Annotated in this window: 20 protein-coding genes; 18 read left to right on the plus strand and 2 right to left on the minus strand. The window is 71.0% G+C overall.

The window, feature by feature from the left end; all coding sequences use genetic code 11:
- The first annotated feature begins 9 nt into the window (after window positions 1-9).
- A complete protein-coding gene (locus JMJ55_RS13540; RefSeq protein ID WP_202826101.1) occupies window positions 10-3504 on the plus strand; it encodes a PAS-domain containing protein in 3495 nt (1164 codons plus the stop codon).
- Between the two features lie 58 nt (window positions 3505-3562).
- Window positions 3563-4234 carry a MarC family protein gene (locus JMJ55_RS13545; protein WP_202826102.1) on the plus strand — a complete coding sequence of 224 codons (672 nt, stop codon included), beginning with the start codon at window positions 3563-3565 and terminating at the stop codon, window positions 4232-4234.
- A gap of 3 nt (window positions 4235-4237) precedes the next feature.
- Here JMJ55_RS13545 and JMJ55_RS13550 read toward each other — a convergent pair whose 3' ends face one another.
- A complete protein-coding gene (locus tag JMJ55_RS13550) occupies window positions 4238-4951 on the minus strand; it encodes a response regulator (protein WP_202826103.1) in 714 nt (237 codons plus the stop codon).
- A gap of 183 nt (window positions 4952-5134) precedes the next feature.
- On the opposite strand from JMJ55_RS13550, the gene JMJ55_RS13555 reads away from it, so the two are divergent.
- The 3 genes from JMJ55_RS13555 to JMJ55_RS13565 all read left to right on the plus strand — a co-directional run bounded on the left by JMJ55_RS13555 (window position 5135) and on the right by JMJ55_RS13565 (window position 10296).
- Window positions 5135-7444: a molybdopterin guanine dinucleotide-containing S/N-oxide reductase gene (locus JMJ55_RS13555; RefSeq protein WP_202826104.1), complete on the plus strand. Its 2310-nt coding sequence runs from the start codon at window positions 5135-5137 to the stop codon at window positions 7442-7444.
- A 91-nt stretch (window positions 7445-7535) separates the two neighbouring features.
- Window positions 7536-9473 carry a PhoX family protein gene (locus tag JMJ55_RS13560; RefSeq protein WP_202826105.1) on the plus strand — a complete coding sequence of 646 codons (1938 nt, stop codon included), beginning with the start codon at window positions 7536-7538 and terminating at the stop codon, window positions 9471-9473.
- A 10-nt stretch (window positions 9474-9483) separates the two neighbouring features.
- Window positions 9484-10296, plus strand: coding sequence for a metallophosphoesterase family protein (locus tag JMJ55_RS13565; RefSeq protein WP_202826106.1), 813 nt, complete (start codon window positions 9484-9486; stop codon window positions 10294-10296).
- On the opposite strand, the gene JMJ55_RS13570 is transcribed toward JMJ55_RS13565, so the two are convergent.
- A complete protein-coding gene (locus JMJ55_RS13570) occupies window positions 10284-10844 on the minus strand; it encodes an HD domain-containing protein (RefSeq protein ID WP_202826107.1) in 561 nt (186 codons plus the stop codon). The genes JMJ55_RS13565 and JMJ55_RS13570 overlap by 13 nt on opposite strands.
- Before the next feature lie 72 nt (window positions 10845-10916).
- Between JMJ55_RS13570 and JMJ55_RS13575 the strand changes: the two genes are divergently transcribed.
- From JMJ55_RS13575 to JMJ55_RS13635, 13 genes are all read left to right on the plus strand, one after another.
- Window positions 10917-11423, plus strand: a complete 507-nt coding sequence (locus JMJ55_RS13575) for a cupin domain-containing protein (protein ID WP_202826108.1) — start codon at window positions 10917-10919, stop codon at window positions 11421-11423.
- A gap of 76 nt (window positions 11424-11499) precedes the next feature.
- The gene (locus JMJ55_RS13580) at window positions 11500-11964 is read left to right on the plus strand and encodes a (2Fe-2S)-binding protein (protein ID WP_202826109.1); all 465 of its coding nucleotides are present in this window, start codon (window positions 11500-11502) and stop codon (window positions 11962-11964) included.
- 10 nt (window positions 11965-11974) lie between these two features.
- Window positions 11975-14152, plus strand: a complete 2178-nt coding sequence (locus JMJ55_RS13585; protein WP_236033699.1) for a xanthine dehydrogenase family protein molybdopterin-binding subunit — start codon at window positions 11975-11977, stop codon at window positions 14150-14152.
- Window positions 14153-14159: 7 nt separating this feature from the next.
- Window positions 14160-14390 carry a c-type cytochrome gene (locus JMJ55_RS13590; RefSeq protein ID WP_202826111.1) on the plus strand — a complete coding sequence of 77 codons (231 nt, stop codon included), beginning with the start codon at window positions 14160-14162 and terminating at the stop codon, window positions 14388-14390.
- Window positions 14387-15607: an NAD(P)/FAD-dependent oxidoreductase gene (locus JMJ55_RS13595; RefSeq protein ID WP_328702635.1), complete on the plus strand. Its 1221-nt coding sequence runs from the start codon at window positions 14387-14389 to the stop codon at window positions 15605-15607. Before JMJ55_RS13590 ends, JMJ55_RS13595 begins: the two co-directional genes overlap by 4 nt.
- Window positions 15600-16007, plus strand: a complete 408-nt coding sequence (gene soxX, locus JMJ55_RS13600; protein ID WP_202826112.1) for a sulfur oxidation c-type cytochrome SoxX — start codon at window positions 15600-15602, stop codon at window positions 16005-16007. Before JMJ55_RS13595 ends, soxX begins: the two co-directional genes overlap by 8 nt.
- A complete protein-coding gene (locus JMJ55_RS13605) occupies window positions 15973-16434 on the plus strand; it encodes a SoxY-related AACIE arm protein (RefSeq protein ID WP_202826113.1) in 462 nt (153 codons plus the stop codon). Before soxX ends, JMJ55_RS13605 begins: the two co-directional genes overlap by 35 nt.
- Window positions 16435-16437: 3 nt before the next feature.
- The gene (gene soxZ / locus JMJ55_RS13610) at window positions 16438-16758 is read left to right on the plus strand and encodes a thiosulfate oxidation carrier complex protein SoxZ (RefSeq protein ID WP_202826114.1); all 321 of its coding nucleotides are present in this window, start codon (window positions 16438-16440) and stop codon (window positions 16756-16758) included.
- Window positions 16755-17483, plus strand: a complete 729-nt coding sequence (soxA, locus tag JMJ55_RS13615; RefSeq protein WP_236033700.1) for a sulfur oxidation c-type cytochrome SoxA — start codon at window positions 16755-16757, stop codon at window positions 17481-17483. The genes soxZ and soxA overlap by 4 nt, the downstream gene beginning before the upstream one ends.
- 77 nt (window positions 17484-17560) lie before the next feature.
- Window positions 17561-18868 (plus strand): LLM class flavin-dependent oxidoreductase, encoded by a 1308-nt coding sequence (locus JMJ55_RS13620; protein ID WP_202826115.1) that lies wholly within the window; start codon window positions 17561-17563, stop codon window positions 18866-18868.
- A gap of 15 nt (window positions 18869-18883) precedes the next feature.
- Window positions 18884-19297 (plus strand): carboxymuconolactone decarboxylase family protein, encoded by a 414-nt coding sequence (locus JMJ55_RS13625; RefSeq protein ID WP_202826116.1) that lies wholly within the window; start codon window positions 18884-18886, stop codon window positions 19295-19297.
- The gene (locus JMJ55_RS13630; RefSeq protein ID WP_202826117.1) at window positions 19294-20058 is read left to right on the plus strand and encodes an SDR family NAD(P)-dependent oxidoreductase; all 765 of its coding nucleotides are present in this window, start codon (window positions 19294-19296) and stop codon (window positions 20056-20058) included. The genes JMJ55_RS13625 and JMJ55_RS13630 overlap by 4 nt, the downstream gene beginning before the upstream one ends.
- Window positions 20051-20827, plus strand: a complete 777-nt coding sequence (locus JMJ55_RS13635; protein ID WP_202826118.1) for an SDR family NAD(P)-dependent oxidoreductase — start codon at window positions 20051-20053, stop codon at window positions 20825-20827. The genes JMJ55_RS13630 and JMJ55_RS13635 overlap by 8 nt, the downstream gene beginning before the upstream one ends.
- The last annotated feature ends 14 nt before the right edge of the window (window positions 20828-20841 follow it).

Raw genomic sequence — 20841 nt, forward strand, 5'->3', positions numbered from 1 at the left:
ATGCCCATCATGCCTGACCTGGATCTAGCGCCGCACGCGATCGACCCGGCCGACGCCGCGGCGCTGCTGCCCGCCCTGCTGCGGCAGATGACCGCGGGCATCGGCGTGCTCGATACCGGCCTGGTCCTGCGGCTCGCCAATCCCCGGCTCGGCACCATCCTCGGCCTCGGCGAGCGGGAGCTGGCCGGGCTCGGCCTTGCGACGCTGCTGATCCCCTCCGCCGGCGCCGCGCTCGGTGCCGCCATGGCGCCTTTTGAGCGGCCCGAAGGCGGCATCGCCCGCTGGACCACGCCGGATGGCCGCCGGATGGAAGTGACGGTGGAGCCGCTGCCGGATGGCCGCCGCCTCGGCATCTGGCGCGACGTGACCCGTCAGCGGGAGGCGGAGGAAAGCCTCGCCGAGGCGCGCATCCGCACCAGCCACCTGCTTCGCCACGTCACCGATTCCATCGTGCTGATGGACCCGAACGGTGTGATCCTGGAGAATTCCGACCGCTCCGGCCGGCTGCTCGACCTGCCGCCGGAGATGGTGAAGCCGGGCGGCACGCATCAGGACATCCTGCGCCACATGTACCGGCGCGGCGATTACGGCTTCGACATGCCGGAGGAGGAGTTCATCGCCACCCGCCGGGCCGCGATCCTGGCCGCCGGCGATCTCACCTTCGCCTCCCGCATGCCGAACGGCGTCTGGGCCGAGTATAATTTCCGCTCGCGCGAGGATGGCCATCTGCTGGTCATCGTCCGCGACGTGACCGCGCTGAAGGAAACCCAGGCAACGCTGGAGGCGGAGCGCGCCCAGGCCCGCCGGCTGCTCGCCAACCTCACCGATGCGGTGATGCTGTTCGATGCCGACGGCACGCTGCTCGAGACCAACGGGCGTGAGAGCGAGCTGCTCGACCTGCCGCCCGAGCTCACCCGCCCCGGCGCCCGCTTCCAGGACGGGCTGCGCCATATGATCCGGCGCGGCGATTTCGGCTCGGACCTGCCCGAGGATGCGGAGGTCGCCGCGCATTGGCTGGCGCTCACCTCGCCCGGCCAGAAGCGGATGGTCCGCCGCATCGCCAGCGGCCGCTGGATCGAGCTGCACTACCACCCGCAGCCGGATGGCAAGCTCTTCATCGTCGCCCGCGACATCACCCAGATGCGCGAGAGCGCCCTGGCGCTGGAGGCGGAGCGGGCGACGCTGCGCAGCGTCATCGACAATCTCAGCGACGGCGTGATGCTGTTCGACCGGGATTTCCGCTGGCGCATCGCCAACCGCAAGCTGATGGAATTCCACCGCTTCCCGGAGGATGTCGCCTATCCCGGCGCGGATGGGCGCGACATCCTGCGGTTCCAGATCCAGCGCGGCGATTTCGGCCCGCCGCCCGCGACACCGGAGGCGCTGGAGGCGCAGGTCGAGGACCGCGTCCGCGACATGCGGAAGCCGGGCGGCAATCGCTATGTCCGCAAGACCGCCGGCGGCTATTGGATCGAGTTCAACATGCTGCCGCTCGCGGATGGTGGGCTGCTGGCCTTCTACCGCGACATCACCCGCCTCAAGGATCAGGAGGAGGCGCTGGAGGCCGAGCGCAGCCTGCTCCGCCGCGTGCTGGAAGGGATGCAGGATGCCGTGGTGCTGCTCGACCCCGATGGCGCCATCGTCGAGACCAATGGCAAGGCGGCCGCGCTGTTCGGCCTGCCGGAGGAGCTGATGGTCCCGGGCTCCTCGCATCAGGCGGTGCAGCGCTGGCGCTACCGGCGCGGCGAGTTCGGCTATGACCGCCCCGAGGACGAGGTGGTGGAGGAACGCTGGAACACGGCGAAATCGGCCCAGGGCCCGCTGCCGCTCCGCCTGATGCCGCACGGCAAATGGGTGGAGAACCAGTTCCGCACCCTGCCCAACGGGCAGGTCCTGGCCATCTGCCGCGACATGACCGAGGTGAAGCTCAGCGAGCAATCGGCGCTGGCCGCGAAGGCCGAGGCCGAGGCGGCGCGCGACGCGGCCGAGGCGGCGGCCCGCGCCAAGGCCACCTTCCTCGCCGCCATGAGCCACGAGATCCGCACCCCGATGAACGGCGTGCTCGGCATGATGGAGATCCTGGAACGCTCCGGTCTTTCGGTCGACCAGGCACGCAACCTCGCGGTGATGCGCGAGAGCGCGCAATCCCTGCTGCGCATCATCGACGACATCCTCGATTTCTCGAAGATCGATGCCGGGCGGATGGAAGTGGAATCGCTCCCCTTCAGCCTGCGCGGCCTGGTCGAGGGCGCGGTCGAGACGCTGATGCCGCAGGCCCGCGCCAAGGGCCTCGCCCTGTTCACCGACCCGCCCGGCCCGGGGCCCGACTGGGTCGCGGGCGACCCGACGCGGGTGCGGCAGATCCTGTTCAACCTGCTCGGCAATGCGGTGAAATTCACCGAACGCGGCTTCGTCCGGGTGATGGCCGATAGCAGCCCGCTGCCCGACGGCGCGGTGCAGGTCATCCTTGCCGTCGAGGATAGCGGCATCGGCATGGATGAGGGCACGCGCTCGCGCCTGTTCCAGCCCTTCGCCCAGGCCGACAGCTCCACCACCCGGCGCTTCGGCGGCACCGGGCTTGGCCTGTCCATCGTGCGGCGGCTGGCGCAGCTCATGGGCGGTGATGTGGCGGTGGAGAGCATCCCCGGCCGCGGCAGCCGCTTCACCGTGACGCTCCGCCTCGACGCCTCCAGCGAGGATGCCTGCCTCGCCCCGATCAGTCTTGCCCAGCCCGCGGCGCCGGCGCCGGCGCTCGATGGATTGCCGCGGCTGTTGCTGACCGATGACCATCCGGTGAACCGGGAGGTGCTGCTGCGCCAGCTCGAGGTGCTCGGCCTCTCGGCCGATGTCGCGGCCGACGGGGCGGAGGCGCTGGCGCTCTGGCGGGAGAGGCGGCATGGCATCGTGCTGCTCGACCTGCACATGCCGGAACTCGACGGCTTCGGCCTGGCGCGATCCATCCGCGAGGCGGAGGCGGCGGGCGGCCTGCCGCGCAGCGGCCTGATCGCCGTGACGGCGGATGCGCTGAAGGGCGAGGATGCGCGCTGCTTTGCCGCCGGGATGGATGGCTTCCTCTCGAAGCCCGTCTCCCTCGATGCCCTGGCCCGCACCCTCGGCCGCTGGCTGCCGGAACTGGCGCCGGCCGTGCCGGGGGCGGATTCGGTCAGCGGCGCGCTGTTCGATCCGGAGGCGCTGCGCGGGCTGTTCGGCGCCGATGCGCAGCGGCTGGGTGGCATCCTCGACAGCTTCGCCGCCAATGCCTCGAAGGAGGTCGCGGCGCTGGCCGAGGCAGCGGAGGCGAAGCGCATCGCCGGCACGGCGCATCGGCTGAAGGGCGCCTCCCACATGATCGGCGCCCGGCTGCTGGCCGAGCAGGCGGCGCGGGTCGAAAGCCTGGCCAAGGATGGCGATGCGGCGGCGGCGCAGCAGGCGGCGGCCGGCATCCCGGCCCTGCTGGCCGATACGCTGCGGGCGGCGCGGCAGGCGACGGGCGTCGGCCGGTAGGCATCGACGGGGCGGCGTGGGACAGGCATCCTGCGGGGGATGCGGAGCCCTGCCTGACATGCCCGACTGGAGCAGCGCGGCCCAGAGCTTCGTGCTGGCCTTCTCGGCCCTGTTTTCCATCGTCAACCCGATCGGCGCCGCGCTGGTCTTCAGCCAGGTCACCGCAGACCGCACGCATGACGAACGGGTGCTGCTCGCCCGCCGGATCGGCGTCTATGCCGCGGCGATGATGCTGGGGGCGCTCTGGCTCGGTGCCTATGTGCTGGAATTCTTCGGCGTGACGCTGGCGGCGCTGCGGATCGCCGGCGGGCTGGTCGTCGCCACCCGGGCCTGGAGCCTGCTGATGGCGCCGGAGACGATCGAGGCGCGGAAGCAGGAACAGGCGGGCGACGCGCCGCTCCAGGCGGATGCCGCCTTCTTCCCGCTGACCATGCCCTTCACCACCGGACCGGGGACCATCTCGGTCGCCATCGCCCTTGGCGCCAACCGGCCGCCGGGCGGGATCGGCACCATCCTGCCCTTCTTCGCCGGGGTCTCGGCCGCGGCCCTGGCAGTCGCGGCCACGGTCTGGCTGGCCTATTCCTCGGCGGACCGGCTGACCGGGCTGCTCGGCGAGGCGCGGGCGCGGGTCGTCTCGCGGCTGGCGGCCTTCCTGATGCTCTGTGTCGGGACGCAGATCGCGCTCGGCGGCGTCATCGACGTGCTGCGGCCGCTGCTGGCGGGGCGGTAGGCGTCAGTCCTTCGCAGGCACGAACATATAGCCCACGCCCCGCACGCTGCGGATCGCCTCCGGCTTGGCCGGGTCGGCCTCCAGCTTGCGGCGCAGGCGCAGGATGCGGTTGTCGATGGCGCGGTCGAAGGCTTCCGCCTCGCGGTGGGAACTGCTCTCCAGCAGCCAGTCCCGCGTCAGCGGCCGGTTGGGGTGGCTGACGAAGAGCTTCAGCAGGTCGAACTCACTGGCGGTCAGCGCCTCCTCCGACCCGTCCGGCCGGACCAGCAGCCGCCGGTCCAGATCCAGCATGCAGATGCCGACCCGCACCTGGGAGACCTTGGCCGGCGGCGGGGCGGAGGCGCCGGCAGTGCGGCGCAGCAGCGCCCGGACCCGGGCCAGCAGCTCCCGCGGCTCGAAGGGCTTGGTGACATAGTCGTCGGCGCCGGATTCCAGCCCCACCACCCGGTCCACCATGTCGCCGGCCGAGGTCAGCATCAGGATGCCGATCCGGGCGGAGCGGCCGCGCAGCCAGCGCGCCAGGGCGAAGCCGTCCTCCGCCTCGCCGAGCTGGACATCAAGGATGGCGAGGTCGGGCATCTGCTGCTCGGCCAGCCGCTTGAGATCGGCGCCCGAGGCAAGCGCCGTCGGCCGCAGCCCATGCTGCGCCAGGTAGTCGGTGACGAGCTGGCGCTGGAAGGCCTCGTCCTCGACCAGCAGGATCCGGGGTGTCGCCATCTGGCAGCCGCCTTGCCCAGGGCTTTGTTTCGTCGGCCTGAGTGTAACCGGACGGGACCGGGGAACAAGATATGCCTTCCCGCGGCCTGTCCCCTGGCCTGTTCCCTGGCCTATTGCCCCTGGGCCGGGCTTGCCTGCGGCGGCCGGGCTGCGCAGGATCGAGGCCGGCCGGGAGGACAGGTGATGGCGCAGGATACGGGGCTGCTTCCGCACAGCGCGCATTGGGGCGCCTTCTCCGCCGGCTTCCGCGACGGGCGGCTGGTGGTGGAGCCGCATCCGGGCGACCCGGACCCCAACCCGCTGCTGCAGAACTTTCCCGAAGCGCTGCGGCACCGCGCCCGCATCGCCCGGCCGATGATCCGCCGCGGCTGGCTGGAACGCGGCCCCGGCCCCGATCCGCGGCGCGGCCGGGATGAATTCGTCCCCGTCTCCTGGGACAGGGCGCTGGAGCTGCTGGCCGGGGAGCTGCGGCGGGTGCAAGGGGAGCATGGGCCGGGCGCCATCTTCGGCGGCTCCTATGGCTGGTCCAGCGCGGGGCGCTTCCACCATGCGCAGAGCCAGGTGCACCGCTTCCTCAACACCGCGCTCGGCGGCTATGTGCGGTCGGTCAACAGCTACAGCGCCGGCGCCTCGGCGGTGATCCTGCCGCATTTCCTCGGCCCCTTCGAGGCGGTGGCACGCCGCAACGTCACCTGGGACCAGGTGGCGGCGCATAGCGAGCTGGTGCTGGCCTTCGGCGGCATGGCGCTGAAGAACAGCATGGTGGCGAGCGGCGGCGTCAGCAGGCATATCGAACGCGGTGCCATGGCGGCGGCCCGGGCACGGGGCTGCGAATTCCTCCTGATCGCCCCGCTGCGGGATGATTTGCCGGAGGAAGCCGGGGCGGAATGGCTGCCGGTAGTGCCGGGGACGGATACCGCCCTGATGCTGGCACTGGCGCATGTGCTGGTGACGGAGGGGCTGCACGACCGCGCCTTCATCGACCGCTACTGCACCGGCTGGGACACATTCGAGGCTTATCTGCTCGGCCGGGCCGATGGCCAGCCGAAGACCCCCGACTGGGCCGCCCCGATCTGCGGCCTGCCGGCGGATCAGATTCGCGAGCTGGCCCGGCGGCTGCCGGGGCGGCGGGTGCTGGTCACGGTCGCCCATTCCCTCCAGCGCGCCGAACATGGCGAGCAGCCGATCTGGATGGCCTGCGTGCTGGCGGCGATGCTGGGGCAGATCGGCCTGCCTGGTGGCGGCTACAATTATGCGCTGGGCGCGCTCGGCCATTATGGCCGGCGGCAGAATGCGGTCTCGGCCGCCGCCCTGCCGCAGGGGCGGAACGGCGTCGGCGCCTTCATCCCCGTGGCCCGCATCGCCGACATGCTGCTGAACCCGGGCGGTGCCTTCGACTATAACGGCCAGCGCCTGGCCTATCCCGATATCCGGCTGGTCTATTGGGCCGGCGGCAATCCCTTCCACCACCACCAGGACCTCAACCGCCTGCGCCGCGCCTTCGCCGCGGTGGAAACGCTGGTGGTGCATGAGATCGGCTGGACCGCGACCGCGCGCCATGCCGATATCGTCCTGCCCTGCACCATGACGCTGGAGCGCGAGGATATCGGCGCGACGGCCACCGACCCCCTGATGGTGGCGATGCACCAGGTGGCCGAGCCCTTCGCCGAGGCGCGGGACGACTACGCCATCTTCTCGGCGCTGGCCGAACGACTCGGCCGCGCCGCCGAATTCACCGAGGGCCGCAGCGCGCGGGACTGGCTCCGCCATTTGTATGAGCCGACGCGGCGGGGGCTGGAGGAGCGCGGCCTGCCGGCGCCGAGCTTTGAGGAATTCTGGGCCGCCGGCAGCCTCACCCTGCCCCAGGCCGAGGATGACGGCGGCATCCTGCGCGACTTCCGCACCGACCCGGAAGCGCATCCGCTGCCGACGCCGAGCGGGCGGATCGAGATCGCCTCCGCCACCATCGCCGGCTTCGGCTACCCGGATTGCCCCGGCCATCCGGCCTGGCTGCCGCCGGAGGAGGTGCCGACCGGCGACGCGCCGCTGCGGCTGGTGGCGAACCAGCCGGCGACGCGGCTGCACAGCCAATTCGACTATGGCGGCCACAGCGCCGGCATGAAGCGCCGTGGGCGGGAGGTGATGCGGATCAACCCCGCCGATGCCACCCCGCGCGGCATCGCCGATGGCGATGTGGTGCGGCTGCGCAATGCCCGCGGCGCCTGCCTCGCCACCGCCGCGGTGAGCGGGGATGTGATGCCGGGTGTCGTCCAGCTGCCGACCGGGGCCTGGTACGACCCGGAGGACCCGGCGGAGGATGGCTCGCCCTGCGTCCATGGCAATCCAAATGTGCTGACGCGGGATGTCGGCACCTCCCGCCTCGCCCAGGGCTGCACCGGGCAGCTGACGGTGGTGGAGGTGGAGCGATTCGAGGGCAACCTGCCGCCGATCCGCGCCTATGATCCGCCCGGAGAGGCGCTGGCGGCGGAATAGCGGGACCGACGCAGAAGGTTCATCAAGACGTCACGCCGTTGTCCCTCGCCGGGGCTAGCTGGGCGGCCTGACAGCAAGGGACGAGACTACCATGCCGCCGCTGGACGATGCCGAGCCGCTCGAGATCGAGGATATCGGCAGCAATCCAACCAGGCGCGAGACCCTGGCCGGGATCGCCGAGCGGCGTTTCTCCCGCCGCGGGATGCTGGTAGGCGCGGGTGCCGCCGCCGCGCTGGCCGCAGCCGGGCCGGCGCTGGCCGAGGCAGAGGGGCCGTCCAGCCTCGGCTTCCGCGAACTGTCGCACCGGCTGGGCCAGCGCGATGCGGTGGCCGAGGGCTATGAGAGCCAGGTCGTGATCCGCTGGGGCGATCCGGTGCTGGCCGATGCCCCACCCTTCGACCCGGCGGCGCAGACCGCCGCCGCCCAGGCGCAGCAATTCGGCTACAACAACGACTATCTCGACTTCTTCCCCCTGCCCCGCGGCTCGGCGAGCAGCGATCACGGGCTGCTGGTGGTGAACCACGAATACACCAACACCAACCTGATCTTCCCCGGGCTCGGCGCCGGCCGGAGCGCGGCGCAGAAGGCGAGCGCCGAGCAGTCGGCGGTGGAGCAGGCGGCGCATGGCCTCTCGGTGGTGGAGATCCGGCGCCAGGACGGGCGCTGGGCGCCGGTGCGCGACGGGCGGCTGAACCGCCGCATCACCGCGGCGACACCGATGCGGATCAGCGGCCCGGCAGCGGGGCATGAGCGGTTGAAGACAAACGCCGACCCGACGGGCACGCGCGTGCTGGGGACGCTGAACAATTGCTCGGGCGGCAATACGCCCTGGGGCACGGTCCTGACGGCCGAGGAGAATTTCAACGTCTATTTCGGCGGCGCCGCGGCGACCAGCGGCGCGCAGCGGGACCACTACAAGCGCTACGGCATCATCGCCGAATCCAACTATGCCTGGCCGCGCTACGAAGACCGCTTCAACCTCGACAAGGAACCGAACGAGCCGAACCGCTTCGGCTGGGTGGTGGAATTCGATCCCTACGACCCGGACTCCGTCCCGGTGAAGCGCACCGCGCTCGGCCATTTCAAGCACGAGGCCTGCAACCACGCGATCAGCGCCGATGGCCGCGTCGTCATCTATATGGGCGATGACGAACGCTTCGAATATATCTACAAATTCGTCACCGCCCGGCCCTTTGCGCCAAACGATCCGGCCGCCAATCGCGACCTGCTGGATGAGGGCACGCTCTATGTCGCCCGCTTCGCAGATGATGGCACGCTGCAATGGATGCCGCTGGTGCATGGCGAGGGGCCGCTGACCGCGGCGAACGGCTTCGCCTCCCAGGCCGAGGTGCTGATCGAGACGCGCCGCGCCGCCGACCTGCTGGGCGCGACGCCGATGGATCGGCCTGAAGACGTGGAGCCCAACCCGGCGACGGGCCGGGTCTATGCCATGCTCACCAACAACATCTCCCGCACGACGCAGCGGCTGAACCCGGCCAATCCCCGCGCCGCCAACGCCCATGGGCATGTGGTGGAGATCATTCCGCCCGGTGCCGGGACCGGGCGCGTCGACCATGCGGCGACGACGGCGACATGGGAGATCTTCCTGATGGCGGGCAAGCCGGGCCTTGATCCCGGCACGCGCTATCACCGCGCCACCAGCGACCAGGGCTGGCTCTCCTGCCCCGACAACTGCGCCTTCGACAAGCATGGCCGGCTCTGGATCACCACCGACGGCGCGCCGGCGGCGGCGGGGGTCGCGGATGGGCTCTATGCCGCGGATACGCGCGGCTATGGTCGGGCGCTACCCCGGCTGTTCTACCAGGCGCCGACCGGAGCGGAGGTCTGCGGCCCGTGCTTCACCCCGGATGGGGAAACGATCTTCCTCGCCATCCAGCATCCGGGCGAGGATCCTGGCAGCAGCTATGACCGGCCGAGCACCCGCTGGCCCGACTTCCAGGAGGGCATGCCGCCGCGCCCCTCGGTGATCGCCACCACCCGCAAGGGCGGCGGCGAGATCGGCAGCTAGGCGGCGCGCCATGCTCCGCATCCTGCAGGTCTCGGACGCGCATCTCTCGCCGCGGAACGGGCTGTTCCGCGCCAATCTGGCTCGGCTGCGGGCCTGGGCGGAGGCGGCGCGGCCCGACCTCGTCATCGCCAGCGGCGACCTGTCGCTGGATGGCGCCGACCGGTCGGAGGACCTGTCCGGCGCCGTCGCGCTGCTGCGGGCATTCCCGGTGCCGCTGCTCGCCATCCCGGGCAACCACGATGTCGGCAGCCATCCCCGGACCATGCCGAAGCAGCCGGTGGATGCGGCGCGGGTGGCGCGCTTCCGCAGCCTGGTCGGGCCGGACTGGTGGATGCGGGACCTGCCCGGCTGGCGGATCATCGGCCTCGATACCGAGATCATGGGGACGGGCCTGGCCGAGGAGGCGGCGCAGGCCGCCTTCATCGCCGAGGCCGCGGCGACAAGCAGCCGCATCGCCCTCTTCCTCCACAAGCCGGTCTTCGTCACCGCTCCGGAGGACCCGAAATTTGACTACTGGTCGGTGCCGCCCCAGGCCCGGCCGGCGCTGGCGCCGCTGCTCGGGCATGCGGGGCTGCGGCTGGTCGCCTCGGGCCATCTGCACCTGCATCACGGCTTCACCCGTGGCGCGGTCCGCTATGCCTGGGCCCCGGCCGCCTCCTTCCTGGTCGAGCCGGAGATCCAGCCCGGCCTGCCCGGCGAGCGCTGCTGCGGCGCCCTGCTGCACCGGCTGCTGGAGGACCATGCCGAGACGGAGCTGGTCCAGCCGGAGGGGACGGAGCCGGTCTGGCTGGCCGATATCCGGGCGGAAGCCTATCCGGGCTGACGGATCGAGGCCGCGACGGCCGGCATGAAATGCGCGACCGGCGGCGTCTCCAGCCCCTTCGCCTTGGCTTCCTCATCGAAGCGGCGGAGCTGCACCGCCGCCGCGGCCTGCGGCAGGGCGCGGAAGGCCACGACCTCCGTCGCCGACATCGGCCCGCCTTGCAGCGTGAGGCTGAGCACGGAATCCGGCGAGAGCTTGCCGAAGTAATCGGCCTCGGTGGCGCAGAGGAAGCGCTTGGCGGCGACATGCATCCGCACCGGCTCCGTCACCTCCGGCCCGAACCAGCGGGCGAGGAAGGCATGGCCCACCGCCTCATGCCGGTCGTCGATACCCTCGGCGGCCGGGTTGTCGCCGAGATCGTGCACCAGATGGCCAATATCATGCATCAGGGCGGCGGCGATCAGCGCCGGCGGGCAGCCGGCCTGCTCGGCCAGCCAGGCGGATTGGAGGGCATGCTGCCGCTGGTTGATGTCATGCAGCCCATATGGACCATCCGCGCGCAGCTCCAGCAGCTCGGCGATTTGGGCCAGGCGGGGATCCTGGGTCATGGGCCTGCTCTCGACAGTCGGCGGAGTATGGTCTTACCGTCGCCGCCCCATCAAGGCGAGGAGGCCAGAATCATGGCGATGACGCTCGAGCGTTTCGCGGCGCAGTGCCGCGAGGCACTGGCAACCCATCCCGGCACCGAGGGCCGCGTGGCGGTCACGGAGCTGGTCCAGCAGGCGCTGAAGGACCCGGCTTTCGTCGCCGAGATCCTGCCCGAGGGCACGCCGGAGCGGAAGGTGCTCTACGAGGATCCCGATCTGGGCTTCGCCATCCTCGCCCATGCCTATCAGGGAGCGAAGAACAGCACGCCGCATGACCATGGCCCCTCCTGGGCGATCTATGGCCAGGCCGAGGGCCAGACGGTGATGACCGATTACGAATGCCTCGCCCGCCCGACCGAGACCACGCCCGGCAAGGCGAAGCCGGTGCGCGACTACGCGCTGCAGCCGGGCGATGCCTATCTCTATGAGCCGGGCGAGCTGCATTCCCCACGCCGCGACGGCCCGACCCGGCTGCTGCGGATCGAGGGGCTGAACATGGACCGGGTGAAGCGCCTGCCCTATGTGGCCGTCGCCGCCTGACCTGATCGGCCTTGCCGGATGTTGAACCCCCGCCATCTCCACCGCTAGGGTTGGGGCAAAGGCGGGGAGACAGCGGATGGCCAGGCTCAATATAAACGGGCGCGTCGTCGAGATTACGGTCGAAGACGATACGCCCCTCCTCTGGGCCATCCGCGAGCAGGTCGGGCTGACCGGCACGAAATATGGCTGCGGCGTCGCGCAATGCGGCGCCTGCACCGTCCATGTGGATGGCGTCGCCACCCGCTCCTGCTCCATGCCCGTCTCGGCCTTCAACGAGACCCAGAAGATCGTCACCATCGAGGGGCTGTCGCCGAATGGCGACCATCCCCTGCAGAAGGCCTGGGTCGCGCTCGACGTGCCGCAATGCGGCTATTGCCAGTCGGGCATGATCATGGCGGCGGCCGCGCTGCTCACCGCCAACCCGAAGCCGAGCGACGCCGATATCCGCGGCGAGATCACCAATATCTGCCGCTGCGGCACCTATAACCGCGTCCAGGCCGCCATCAAGCAGGCAGCCGGCGGCAACCAGGCCAATGGCTGAGGAGGCGGGGATGAACCAGATCGCATCGCTGCCGCGCCGCGGCTTCCTCCAGGTCTCGGCGGCGCTCGGGGCCTTCACACTCGGCATCCGCGTGCCCGATGCTGCGGCCCAGGGGGCTGCGCCCGCCGCCACGCCCGAGGTCAATGCCTGGGTGGTGGTGAAGCCGGATGACAGCATCATCATCCGCATCGCCCGCTCGGAGATGGGCCAGGGCACGCTCACCGGCCTCGCCCAGCTCGTCGCCGAGGAACTGAATGCCGACTGGTCGAAGGTCTCCACTGAATACCCGACCCCGGGGCAGAACTTGGCACGCAATCGCGCTTGGGGGAACATGTCGACGGGCGGCAGCCGCGGCATCCGCGAAAGCCATGAGTATGTCCGCAAGGGCGGCGCCGCGGCGCGGATGATGCTGGTCGAGGCCGCGGCCCAGGGCTGGGGCGTGCCGGCCGGCGAATGCCGCGCGGCGAACAGCACCATCACCCATGCGCCCTCCGGCCGGACGACCACCTATGGCAAGGTGGCCGAGGCGGCGGCGAAGCTGACCCCACCGACCGATGTGCCGCTGCGTGCCCCGAGGGACTGGACCATCGCCGGCAAGCCGCTGCCGCGGCTGGATACGGCCGAAAAGACCAATGGCAAGCAGATCTACGGCGCCGACCTCGTCCTGCCCGGGATGCTGAACGCCGCCATCCGCGACTGCCCGGTCTTCGGCGGCAAGGTGGCGAGCTTCGACGCGGCCAAGATCGCCGGCATGCCAGGGGTGAAGAAGGTGGTCCAGGTAGGCGAGACCGCCGTCGCCGTCGTCGCCGATACTTGGTGGCGGGCGAAGACCGCGCTCGATGCGCTGCCCATCACCTGGGACAACGGGCCGAACGCGCAGGTCTCCTCCGCCAGCATCGCCGAGGTGCTGAAGGCCGGGCTGGAGGCGCCGGAAGCGGCGGTCGGCAACCGCGCGGGCGACGCCAAGGCAGCGATCGCGGGCGCGGCGAAGCGGGTCGAGGCCACCTATGGCTACCCCTTCCAGAACCACGCGACCATGGAGCCGATGAACGCCACGGCGCGCTGGACTCCGGAGCGCTGCGAGGTCTGGACGCCGACCCAGAATGGCGAGGCAGCGCTGGCCGCGGCCTCGGAGGCGGCGGGCCTGCCGCCCGCCAAATGCGAGGTCTACAAGATCCATCTCGGCGGTGGCTTCGGCCGGCGCGGCGCGGTGCACGATTGGGTGCGCCAGGCGGTCGAGATTGCCAAGCAGATGCCCGGCACGCCGGTGAAGCTGCTGTGGTCGCGCGAGGAGGATATGATCCATGGCCGCTACCATCCGATCACCCAGGCCAAGCTGACCGGGGCGCTGGACGCGCAGGGGAACCTGACCGGTCTCGCCATGCGCATCTCCGGCCAGTCGATCGTCGCCGGCATCTTCCCGCAGAATATCCGCGACGGGCGGGACCCGGTGGTGTTCCAGGGGCTCAGCCCGGGCGGCGAGGAGGGGGCCTTCGGCTATGCGGTGCCGAACCTCCTCATCGACCATGCGATGCGCAACCCGCATGTGCCGCCGGGCTTCTGGCGCGGAGTGAACCTCAACCAGAACGCCGTCTATGTCGAATGCTTCATGGATGAGCTGGCGCATGCTGCCGGCAAGGACCCGCTGGAATTCCGCCGCGCCCTGCTGAAGAACAGCCCGAAGCACCTCGCGGTGCTGAACGCGGTGGCGGAACGCGGCGGCTGGGGCACGCCGGCACCAGCGGGACGGGCACGCGGCCTCGCCCAGATCATGGGCTTCGGCAGCTATGTCGCTGCCTGCGCCGAGGTTTCGGTCAACCCGGCCGGGGAGCTGACCATCCACAAGATCACCGCCGCCACCGATCCCGGCCATGCGGTGAACCCGCAGCAGATCGCGGCGCAGGTCGAAGGCTCCTTTGTCTATGGGCTGAGTGCGGCGCTCTATGGCGAATGCACCGTGGCGAATGGCCGGATCGAGCAGGAGAATTTCGATACCTACCCGGTCATGCGCATGGCGGAGATGCCGGCGGTGGAGGCGATCCTGATGCCCTCCGGCGGCTTCTGGGGCGGCGTCGGGGAGCCGACCATCGCCGTCGCCGCGCCGGCGGTGCTGAATGCGATCTTCGCCGCCACCGGCAAACGGGTGCGGCAACTGCCGCTGAAGCATGCGGATCTGCGTAGGGCTTAGTCTCCTGGTGGCGCTGCCGGCCGCGGCGGCGCCGCCGCCGGGCGCCTCCTCCTGCGCCGGCTGCCATGGCGGGGGCGGGATGCCCGTGCTGGCCGGCCAGCCGGCGGAGGCGATCGCCGGGACGATGCTGGCCTACAAGGCCGGCCGGGGATCGCCCACGGTGATGGACCGGATTGCCCGCGGCTTCACCGAAGAGGAGATCCGGGCCATCGCCGCCTGGGTTTCGGCGCCGCGGTGAGGCGGCGGGCGCTGCTCGGCGCGGCGCTGCTGGCCGCGCCCGCCCTGGCGCAGGCGGCGCCGAAGGTGGTCGTCATCGGCGGCGGCTTCGGCGGCGCGACGGCGGCGCGGGCGCTGCACCGGCTGGGCGTGGCGGTGACGCTGGTGGAGCGGGATGCGACCTACCTCTCCTGCCCCTTCAGCAATGCGGTCATCGCCGGGCTGCGGGAGATGGAGGCGCAGCGCTTCGGCTATGACGGGCTCCGGCGGGAGGGCATCGCCGTCGTGCTCCAGGCGGCGCGGACGGTCGAGGCGCGGCAGGTGGTGCTGGCGGACGGCGCTACCCTCCCCTTCGACCGGCTGGTGATGGCGCCGGGGATCGCGCTGCGGCCGGATGCCATCCCCGGCCTCGATACCGAGGTCATGCCGCATGCCTGGCGCGCCGGGCCGCAGACCCTGCTGCTGCGGCGGCAGCTCGAGGCGATGGAGGATGGCGGGCTGGTGGTGCTCTCGGCGCCGGCCAACCCCTATCGCTGCCCGCCCGGCCCCTATGAGCGGGCGAGCCTCATCGCGCATCACCTCAAGACGCGGAAGCCACGGTCGAAGCTCATCCTGCTCGATGCGAAGGATACCTTCTCCAAGCAAAAGCTCTTCGAAGAGGCTTGGGCGGCGCTCTATCCTGGCCTGCTGGAATGGGTGCCGCTGTCCTCGGGCGGCAAGGTGGTGGAGGTGGATGCGGCGGCGCGGGTGGTGCGGACCGAGTTCGGCGAGCATCAGGCGGCGGTGGCCAATATCATCCCGCCGCAATCGGCCGGGCGGATCGCGCAGGCGGCGGGGCTGACCGACCGTAGCGGCTGGTGCCCGGTCGATCCGGTCAGCTTCGAATCGCGGCAGCGGGCGGGGGTGCATCTGATCGGCGATGCGATCATCGCCGGCGCCATGCCGAAATCGGCCTTTGCCGCCAATGCCCAGGCGCGGGTCTGTGCCGAGGCGGTGGCGGCGCTGCTGCGCGGCGAGGCTCCTGCCCCGCCCAAGCTGATCAACACCTGCTACAGCCTGGTCGAGCCCGGCTATGGCATCTCCATCGCCGGGGTCTACCAGCCGGCGAATGGGCTGCTGGCGGATGTGCCGGGGGCGGGTGGCGTCAGCGCGCTCGGCGCCCCTGCCGCCACCCGCGCCGCGGAGGCCGGCTATGCCGAGGACTGGTTCCGCACCGTCACGGCGGATGCCTTTGGCTAGATGGGCGCTGGCCCTCGCCCTGCTGCTGGCCGGTGGGGCCGCCGCCGAGGAGGGCATCCCCTCCCTCACCGGCCAGCCGGGCGATCCGGCGCGGGGGCGCGCCATCGTCACCACGCGTCAGCGCGGCCTCTGTCTGCTCTGCCATGCCGGGCCCTTCCTGGAGGAGCGCTTCCAGGGCGACCTGGCGCCGAGCCTCGCCGGGGTCGGCGCCCGGCTGACCGAGGATCAGTTGCGCCTGCGGCTGGTGGATGGGCGGAGGTTGAACTCCGAGACCATCATGCCCTCCTACTACCGGACCGAGGGGCTGGTCCGGGTCGGGCCGGCCTGGCAGGGGCGGCCCATCCTGACCGCCATGGAGATCGAGGATGTCGTCGCCTTCCTCCTTACGCTTAAGCATTGAGCGTCGCGCGCTGGGCGCCGGGCTGCTCGCCGTGGCGCTGCTGCGCCCGGCACGGGCGGAGCGGCCGGGCCTGCGCGAGGCGGTGCTCGGCTTCACCGGCGGGAAGGAGCCAAGCGAGGGCGGCATCACGCTCGACATCCCGCCGCTGGTCGAGAACGGCAACACCGTGCCGGTCACCATCGCGGTCGAGAGCCCGATGACCGAAGAGGATCATGTCCGCCGCATCGCCCTCTTCAACGAGCGCAACCCGCAGCCGCATGTCATCACCGCGCAGATCGGCCCACGTGCCGGCCGGGCGCGGCTCTCGACGCGGATGCGGCTCGCTACCTCGCAGCGGCTGGTGGCGGTGGCGGAGCTGAGCGATGGCAGCTACCGCAGCGCGAGCGCCGAGGTCATCGTGACACTGGCCGCCTGCGTGGAGGGTTGAGGCATGGCCCGCGCCCTCATCAACCTGCCCCGCACCGCCCGGCGCGGCGAGGTGATCGAGATCCGCACCCTGATCCAGCATGTGATGGAAACCGGCTACCGCCCCGGCGCCGATGGCGTGGTGGTGCCGCGCGACATCATCACGCGCTTCACCTGCCTCTACAACAATGAGGAGATCTTCGCGGCGGAGCTGGCACCGGCCATCGCCGCCAACCCCTTCCTCAGCTTCAGCACCGTGGCGACCGAGAGCGGCATCCTCGCCTTCACCTGGACCGGCGATAACGGCTTCGAACAGACCGAGACGCGCAGCCTGACGGTGACATGAGACGGGTGCTGCTCGCCCTGCTGCTGGCCGGCGCGGCCTCGGCCGAGCCGCGGCAATCGGGCTTCGAGCTGATGTCTCCCGGAACCCAGGCCATGCAGCGGGACGACAGCGCCAATCCCGGCATGCTCTGGGTCGAAGAGGGCCGGGCATTGTGGGACAGCACCGGCTGCGCCTCCTGCCATGGCGACGTCGCCAGGATGCGCGGCGTCGCCGCCCGCTATCCGGCCTGGGATGCGGCAAGCGGCGGGCCCACCGACCTCGCCGGCCGCATCGCCCAATGCCAGGAGGCACGGCAGCACCGCACGCCCTTTCCCCGCGAGTCGGCAGAAGCGCTGGCGCTGGCGGCGGTGATCGGCCTGCAGTCGCGCGGGATGCCGATCAGCCCGCCGGAGGATCCCCGCCTCGCCCCGGCCCTGGCCCGCGGCGAGGCGCTGTACCGGGAGCGGCGTGGGCAGCTCGACCTCTCCTGCGCGCAATGTCATGACGCAAATGCCGGGCGTCACCTGGCCGGCAGCCCGATCCCGGAGGCGCATCCCACCGGCTATCCGCTCTACCGGCTGGAATGGCAGGGCATGGGTTCCCTGCAACGGCGCCTGCGCAACTGCATGGCCGGCGTCCGGTCCGAACCCTATGCCTATGGCGCGCCCGAATATGCCGCCATCGAGCTGTTCCTGATGCGCCGCGCCGCCGGCATGCCGCTGGAGACCCCGGCCGTCCGGCCTTGAGGCGCCGGTGACCCACCCGCATAGTGGTGGCGGAGAGAATGCCAGCCGGCCGCAACCCAAACCGAGGGGCCTGCCGCATGACGACGCCGCGCCGGATGCACCTGGTCGCCTATCTGAAGACCGGGCCGACCGCCAACCATCCGGGGGCCTGGCGCCATCCGGAAGCCGATCTGCACGACATCTTCGAGCCGTCCCGCTACGAGCATCTGGCCCGCGTGCTGGAAGCCGGTTGCTTCGATGCCTGCTTCTACGCCGACACCTTCGGCCTGCCGGATATCCATGGCGGCAATTTCGATGCCTATCTGCGGATGGGCGGACAGATCAGCTACCTCGATCCGCTGACCATCCTACCCTTCATGGCGCGGGTGACGCGGCATCTGGGGCTCGGCGCCACCCTCTCCACCACCTTCTCGACGCCCTATTACCTGGCGCGGACGCTGGCCTCGCTCGACATGGTGACGAAGGGCCGCGCGGCCTGGAATGTCGTCACCTCGGCGACCAATCTGGAGGCGCGGAATTTCGGCCTGGACGGCATCCCGCCCAAGGCGCTGCGCTACGACCGGGGCGACGAGGTGCTGGAAGCCTGCTGCGCCCTCTGGGAGAGCTGGGAGGAGGATGCGCTGGTCCTCGACAAGTCGGGCAACCGCTTCATCGACCCGGCCAAGGTCCACTACACCAATTTCGAGGGGAAATACGTCCGCACGCGCGGGCCGCTCAGCATCCCGCGCACGCCGCAGGTGCGGCCGGTCTTCCTGCAGGCCGGCGCCTCCGACCGCGGCCGGGAATTCGCCGCACGCTGGGCAGAGATGATCTTCTGCACCCCGCACAGCAAGGCCGACACCATCGCCTTCCATGACGACATCAAGGCGCGGATGGAGAAGTACGGCCGCCCGCCCGAAGCCTGCAAGGTGCTGCCCTCCTTCGCCGTCGTTGTCGGCGAGACGGAGTCCATCGCGCAGGAGCGGCACGCCTATCTCCAGTCGCTGATCGAGCCGGAGGCGCAGCTGATGCTGAACTCCTCGCTGCTCGGTGCCGATCTGTCGAAGCACCAGACGGCGGAGCAGGTTTCCCAGGCCCAGGGCAACCAGGGCATCTCCGGATCGCATGACCGAGTGCTGCAATTGATGGAGCAGGAGCGGATCAGCTTCGCCCAGGCCGCGAGCAAGCCGCGCGACCTGCTGGTCGGCACGGCGGCGACGATTGCCGACCAGCTGGAGGATTACTTCACCAGCGGCGCCTGCGACGGCTTCATCATCTGGCCGACCGTCTCGCCGGGGATGCTGGAGGATTTCTGCCGGCTGGTGGTGCCGGAATTGCAGCGCCGCGGGCTGTTCCGCACCGAGTATCGCGGCGCTACGCTGCGCGAGAACCTGCAGAAACCATAAACGGGAAGGACGCCCATGGACCGCAGCGAGATGTACCGCAAGGGCACGGAGATGCGCCGTGCCCTGATGGGCGATGCGATGGCCGAGCGCATGGCCAGCACCGTCTACAACGACCCGCTGATGGAGAAATTCGCCGACTGGACGCGGGAAGGCGTCTTCGGCCTGCTCTGGACCCGGCCGGGGCTCGATCTCAAGACCCGGGCGCTGATCACCTGCATCACCGATACCGCGACCGCGGCTTGGCCGGAGCTGCGCATCCATCTCCGTATGGCCCGCCGCCAGGACTGGACCGAGGATGAGCTGGGCGAGGCGCTGCTGCACACCGCCGGCTATATCGGCGCCCCGCATGTGCGGGAGGCGCTGCTGGTGGCACGCGAGGTCTTCGCCGAGCTGCGTGCCGAGGAAGCCGCGCCCGGCGCCGACGCATGAGGCCGGATCGCTTCACCGGCCAGGTGGCGCTCGTCACCGGCGCCGCCTCCGGCCTCGGCCGCGCCACCGCGCTCGGCCTGGCGCGCGAGGGGGCGCGGCTGATGCTGTTCGACCGCGACGCGGCGGGCCTCGTCGAGACCGCGGCGCAATGCCCCGGCGCCCTGACGCGGGTCGGCGATGCCTCCAGCGCCGCGGATATCGAAACCGCGGTCGCCGCGGCGGCGAGCCTCGGCACGCTCCGCCTGCTGGTGACGGCGGCCGGCCTGCTCGGCCCGGTGCGCCCGGCGACCGAGGTGGAGGAGGCGGAGTGGGACCGGCTCTTCGCCGTCAATGTGAAGGGCACCTGGCTCGCCGCCCGCGCCGCCTTTCCCCTGATGCGCGCGGCGGGCGGCGGGGCGATGGTCGCCTTCTCCTCGGCGGCGGGGCTGGTCGGCTCGCCCACCATGCCGGCCTATTCGGCGAGCAAGGGCGCGGTGGTGCTGCTGACCCGCAGCCTCGCCGTGGCGCATGCGCCGGAGGGCATCCGGGTCAACTGCGTCTGCCCCGGCTCGATCGAGACGCCGATGCTGGAGGAGACCTTCGCCAGCGCCGGCGACCCGGCGGCGCGTGCCGCGCGCGAGGCGCTGTTCCGCGCCCGCCACCCGCTCGGCCGCTTCGGCAAGGCGGAAGAGGTGGCGGATGCGGTGCTGTTCCTGCTCAGCGAGGAGGCCGGTTTCGTCACCGGCGTCGCGCTCCCCGTCGATGGAGGCCGGCTTGCCTGATCCGAAGCGCTTCGCCGGCCGCGCGGCCATCGTCACCGGCGCGGCGCGCGGCATCGGCGCCGCCACCGCCGCAAGGCTGGCCGAGGAGGGCGCGCAGGTGCTGCTCGCCGACCTGGCACCGGAGGTGATGGCCCAGGCCGAGGCCATCGGCGGCGTCGGGCTGCGCATTGACCTCGCGGCACGCGGGGCGGGCGAGGCGGTAGTGGATACCGCGCTCGATGCCTTCGGCCGGCTCGACATCCTGGTCAACAATGCCGGCATCGGTGGCTCGAAGCCGCTGCTGGACTCGGATGACGACCTCATCGACCGCTTCATCGACACCAACCTGAAGGCGGTGCTGCGGCTGACGCGCGCGGCCATTCCGCATCTGGCGCGGCCCAAGGGACATGCACCCGGGCGGATCGTCTCCGTCTCCTCCACCTTCGGCATCGCCGGCTATCCCGGCACCACCGCCTATGCCGTCGCCAAGGCCGGCATCGCGCAGATGACGCGACAGCTCGCCGGGGAACTGGCGCCGGAGGGGATCCTGGTGAATGCCGTCGCCCCCGGCGTGATAGAGACGGCGATGACCATGGGCCATCTCGGCAACGACTACTACCGCCGTGCCGTGCTTGAGCCGACGCCGCTGCGCCGGGCCGGCACGCCCGAAGAGGTGGCCGCCGTCATCGCCTTCCTCGCCTCCGACGACGCGGCCTATGTCGCCGGCCAGGTGATCGCCGTCGATGGCGGGTGGCTTGCGGCGCGGCACCCGCCGCGCGAGGCTGGCTGAAACGGGCGAAGAGG

This window comes from Belnapia mucosa (assembly GCF_016775475.1).
Lineage (GTDB): Bacteria > Pseudomonadota > Alphaproteobacteria > Acetobacterales > Acetobacteraceae > Belnapia > Belnapia mucosa.

Coding starts and splice junctions, on each gene's coding strand:
- JMJ55_RS13540 (WP_202826101.1), top strand. CDS start 10: ATGCCTGACCTGGATCTAGCGCCGCACGCGATCGACCCGGCCGACGCC.
- JMJ55_RS13545 (WP_202826102.1), top strand. CDS start 3,563: ATGCCCGACTGGAGCAGCGCGGCCCAGAGCTTCGTGCTGGCCTTCTCG.
- JMJ55_RS13550 (WP_202826103.1), bottom strand. CDS start 4,951: ATGGCGACACCCCGGATCCTGCTGGTCGAGGACGAGGCCTTCCAGCGC.
- JMJ55_RS13555 (WP_202826104.1), top strand. CDS start 5,135: ATGGCGCAGGATACGGGGCTGCTTCCGCACAGCGCGCATTGGGGCGCC.
- JMJ55_RS13560 (WP_202826105.1), top strand. CDS start 7,536: ATGCCGCCGCTGGACGATGCCGAGCCGCTCGAGATCGAGGATATCGGC.
- JMJ55_RS13565 (WP_202826106.1), top strand. CDS start 9,484: ATGCTCCGCATCCTGCAGGTCTCGGACGCGCATCTCTCGCCGCGGAAC.
- JMJ55_RS13570 (WP_202826107.1), bottom strand. CDS start 10,844: ATGACCCAGGATCCCCGCCTGGCCCAAATCGCCGAGCTGCTGGAGCTG.
- JMJ55_RS13575 (WP_202826108.1), top strand. CDS start 10,917: ATGGCGATGACGCTCGAGCGTTTCGCGGCGCAGTGCCGCGAGGCACTG.
- JMJ55_RS13580 (WP_202826109.1), top strand. CDS start 11,500: ATGGCCAGGCTCAATATAAACGGGCGCGTCGTCGAGATTACGGTCGAA.
- JMJ55_RS13585 (WP_236033699.1), top strand. CDS start 11,975: ATGAACCAGATCGCATCGCTGCCGCGCCGCGGCTTCCTCCAGGTCTCG.
- JMJ55_RS13605 (WP_202826113.1), top strand. CDS start 15,973: ATGTCGTCGCCTTCCTCCTTACGCTTAAGCATTGAGCGTCGCGCGCTG.
- soxZ (WP_202826114.1), top strand. CDS start 16,438: ATGGCCCGCGCCCTCATCAACCTGCCCCGCACCGCCCGGCGCGGCGAG.
- soxA (WP_236033700.1), top strand. CDS start 16,755: ATGAGACGGGTGCTGCTCGCCCTGCTGCTGGCCGGCGCGGCCTCGGCC.
- JMJ55_RS13620 (WP_202826115.1), top strand. CDS start 17,561: ATGACGACGCCGCGCCGGATGCACCTGGTCGCCTATCTGAAGACCGGG.
- JMJ55_RS13625 (WP_202826116.1), top strand. CDS start 18,884: ATGGACCGCAGCGAGATGTACCGCAAGGGCACGGAGATGCGCCGTGCC.
- JMJ55_RS13630 (WP_202826117.1), top strand. CDS start 19,294: ATGAGGCCGGATCGCTTCACCGGCCAGGTGGCGCTCGTCACCGGCGCC.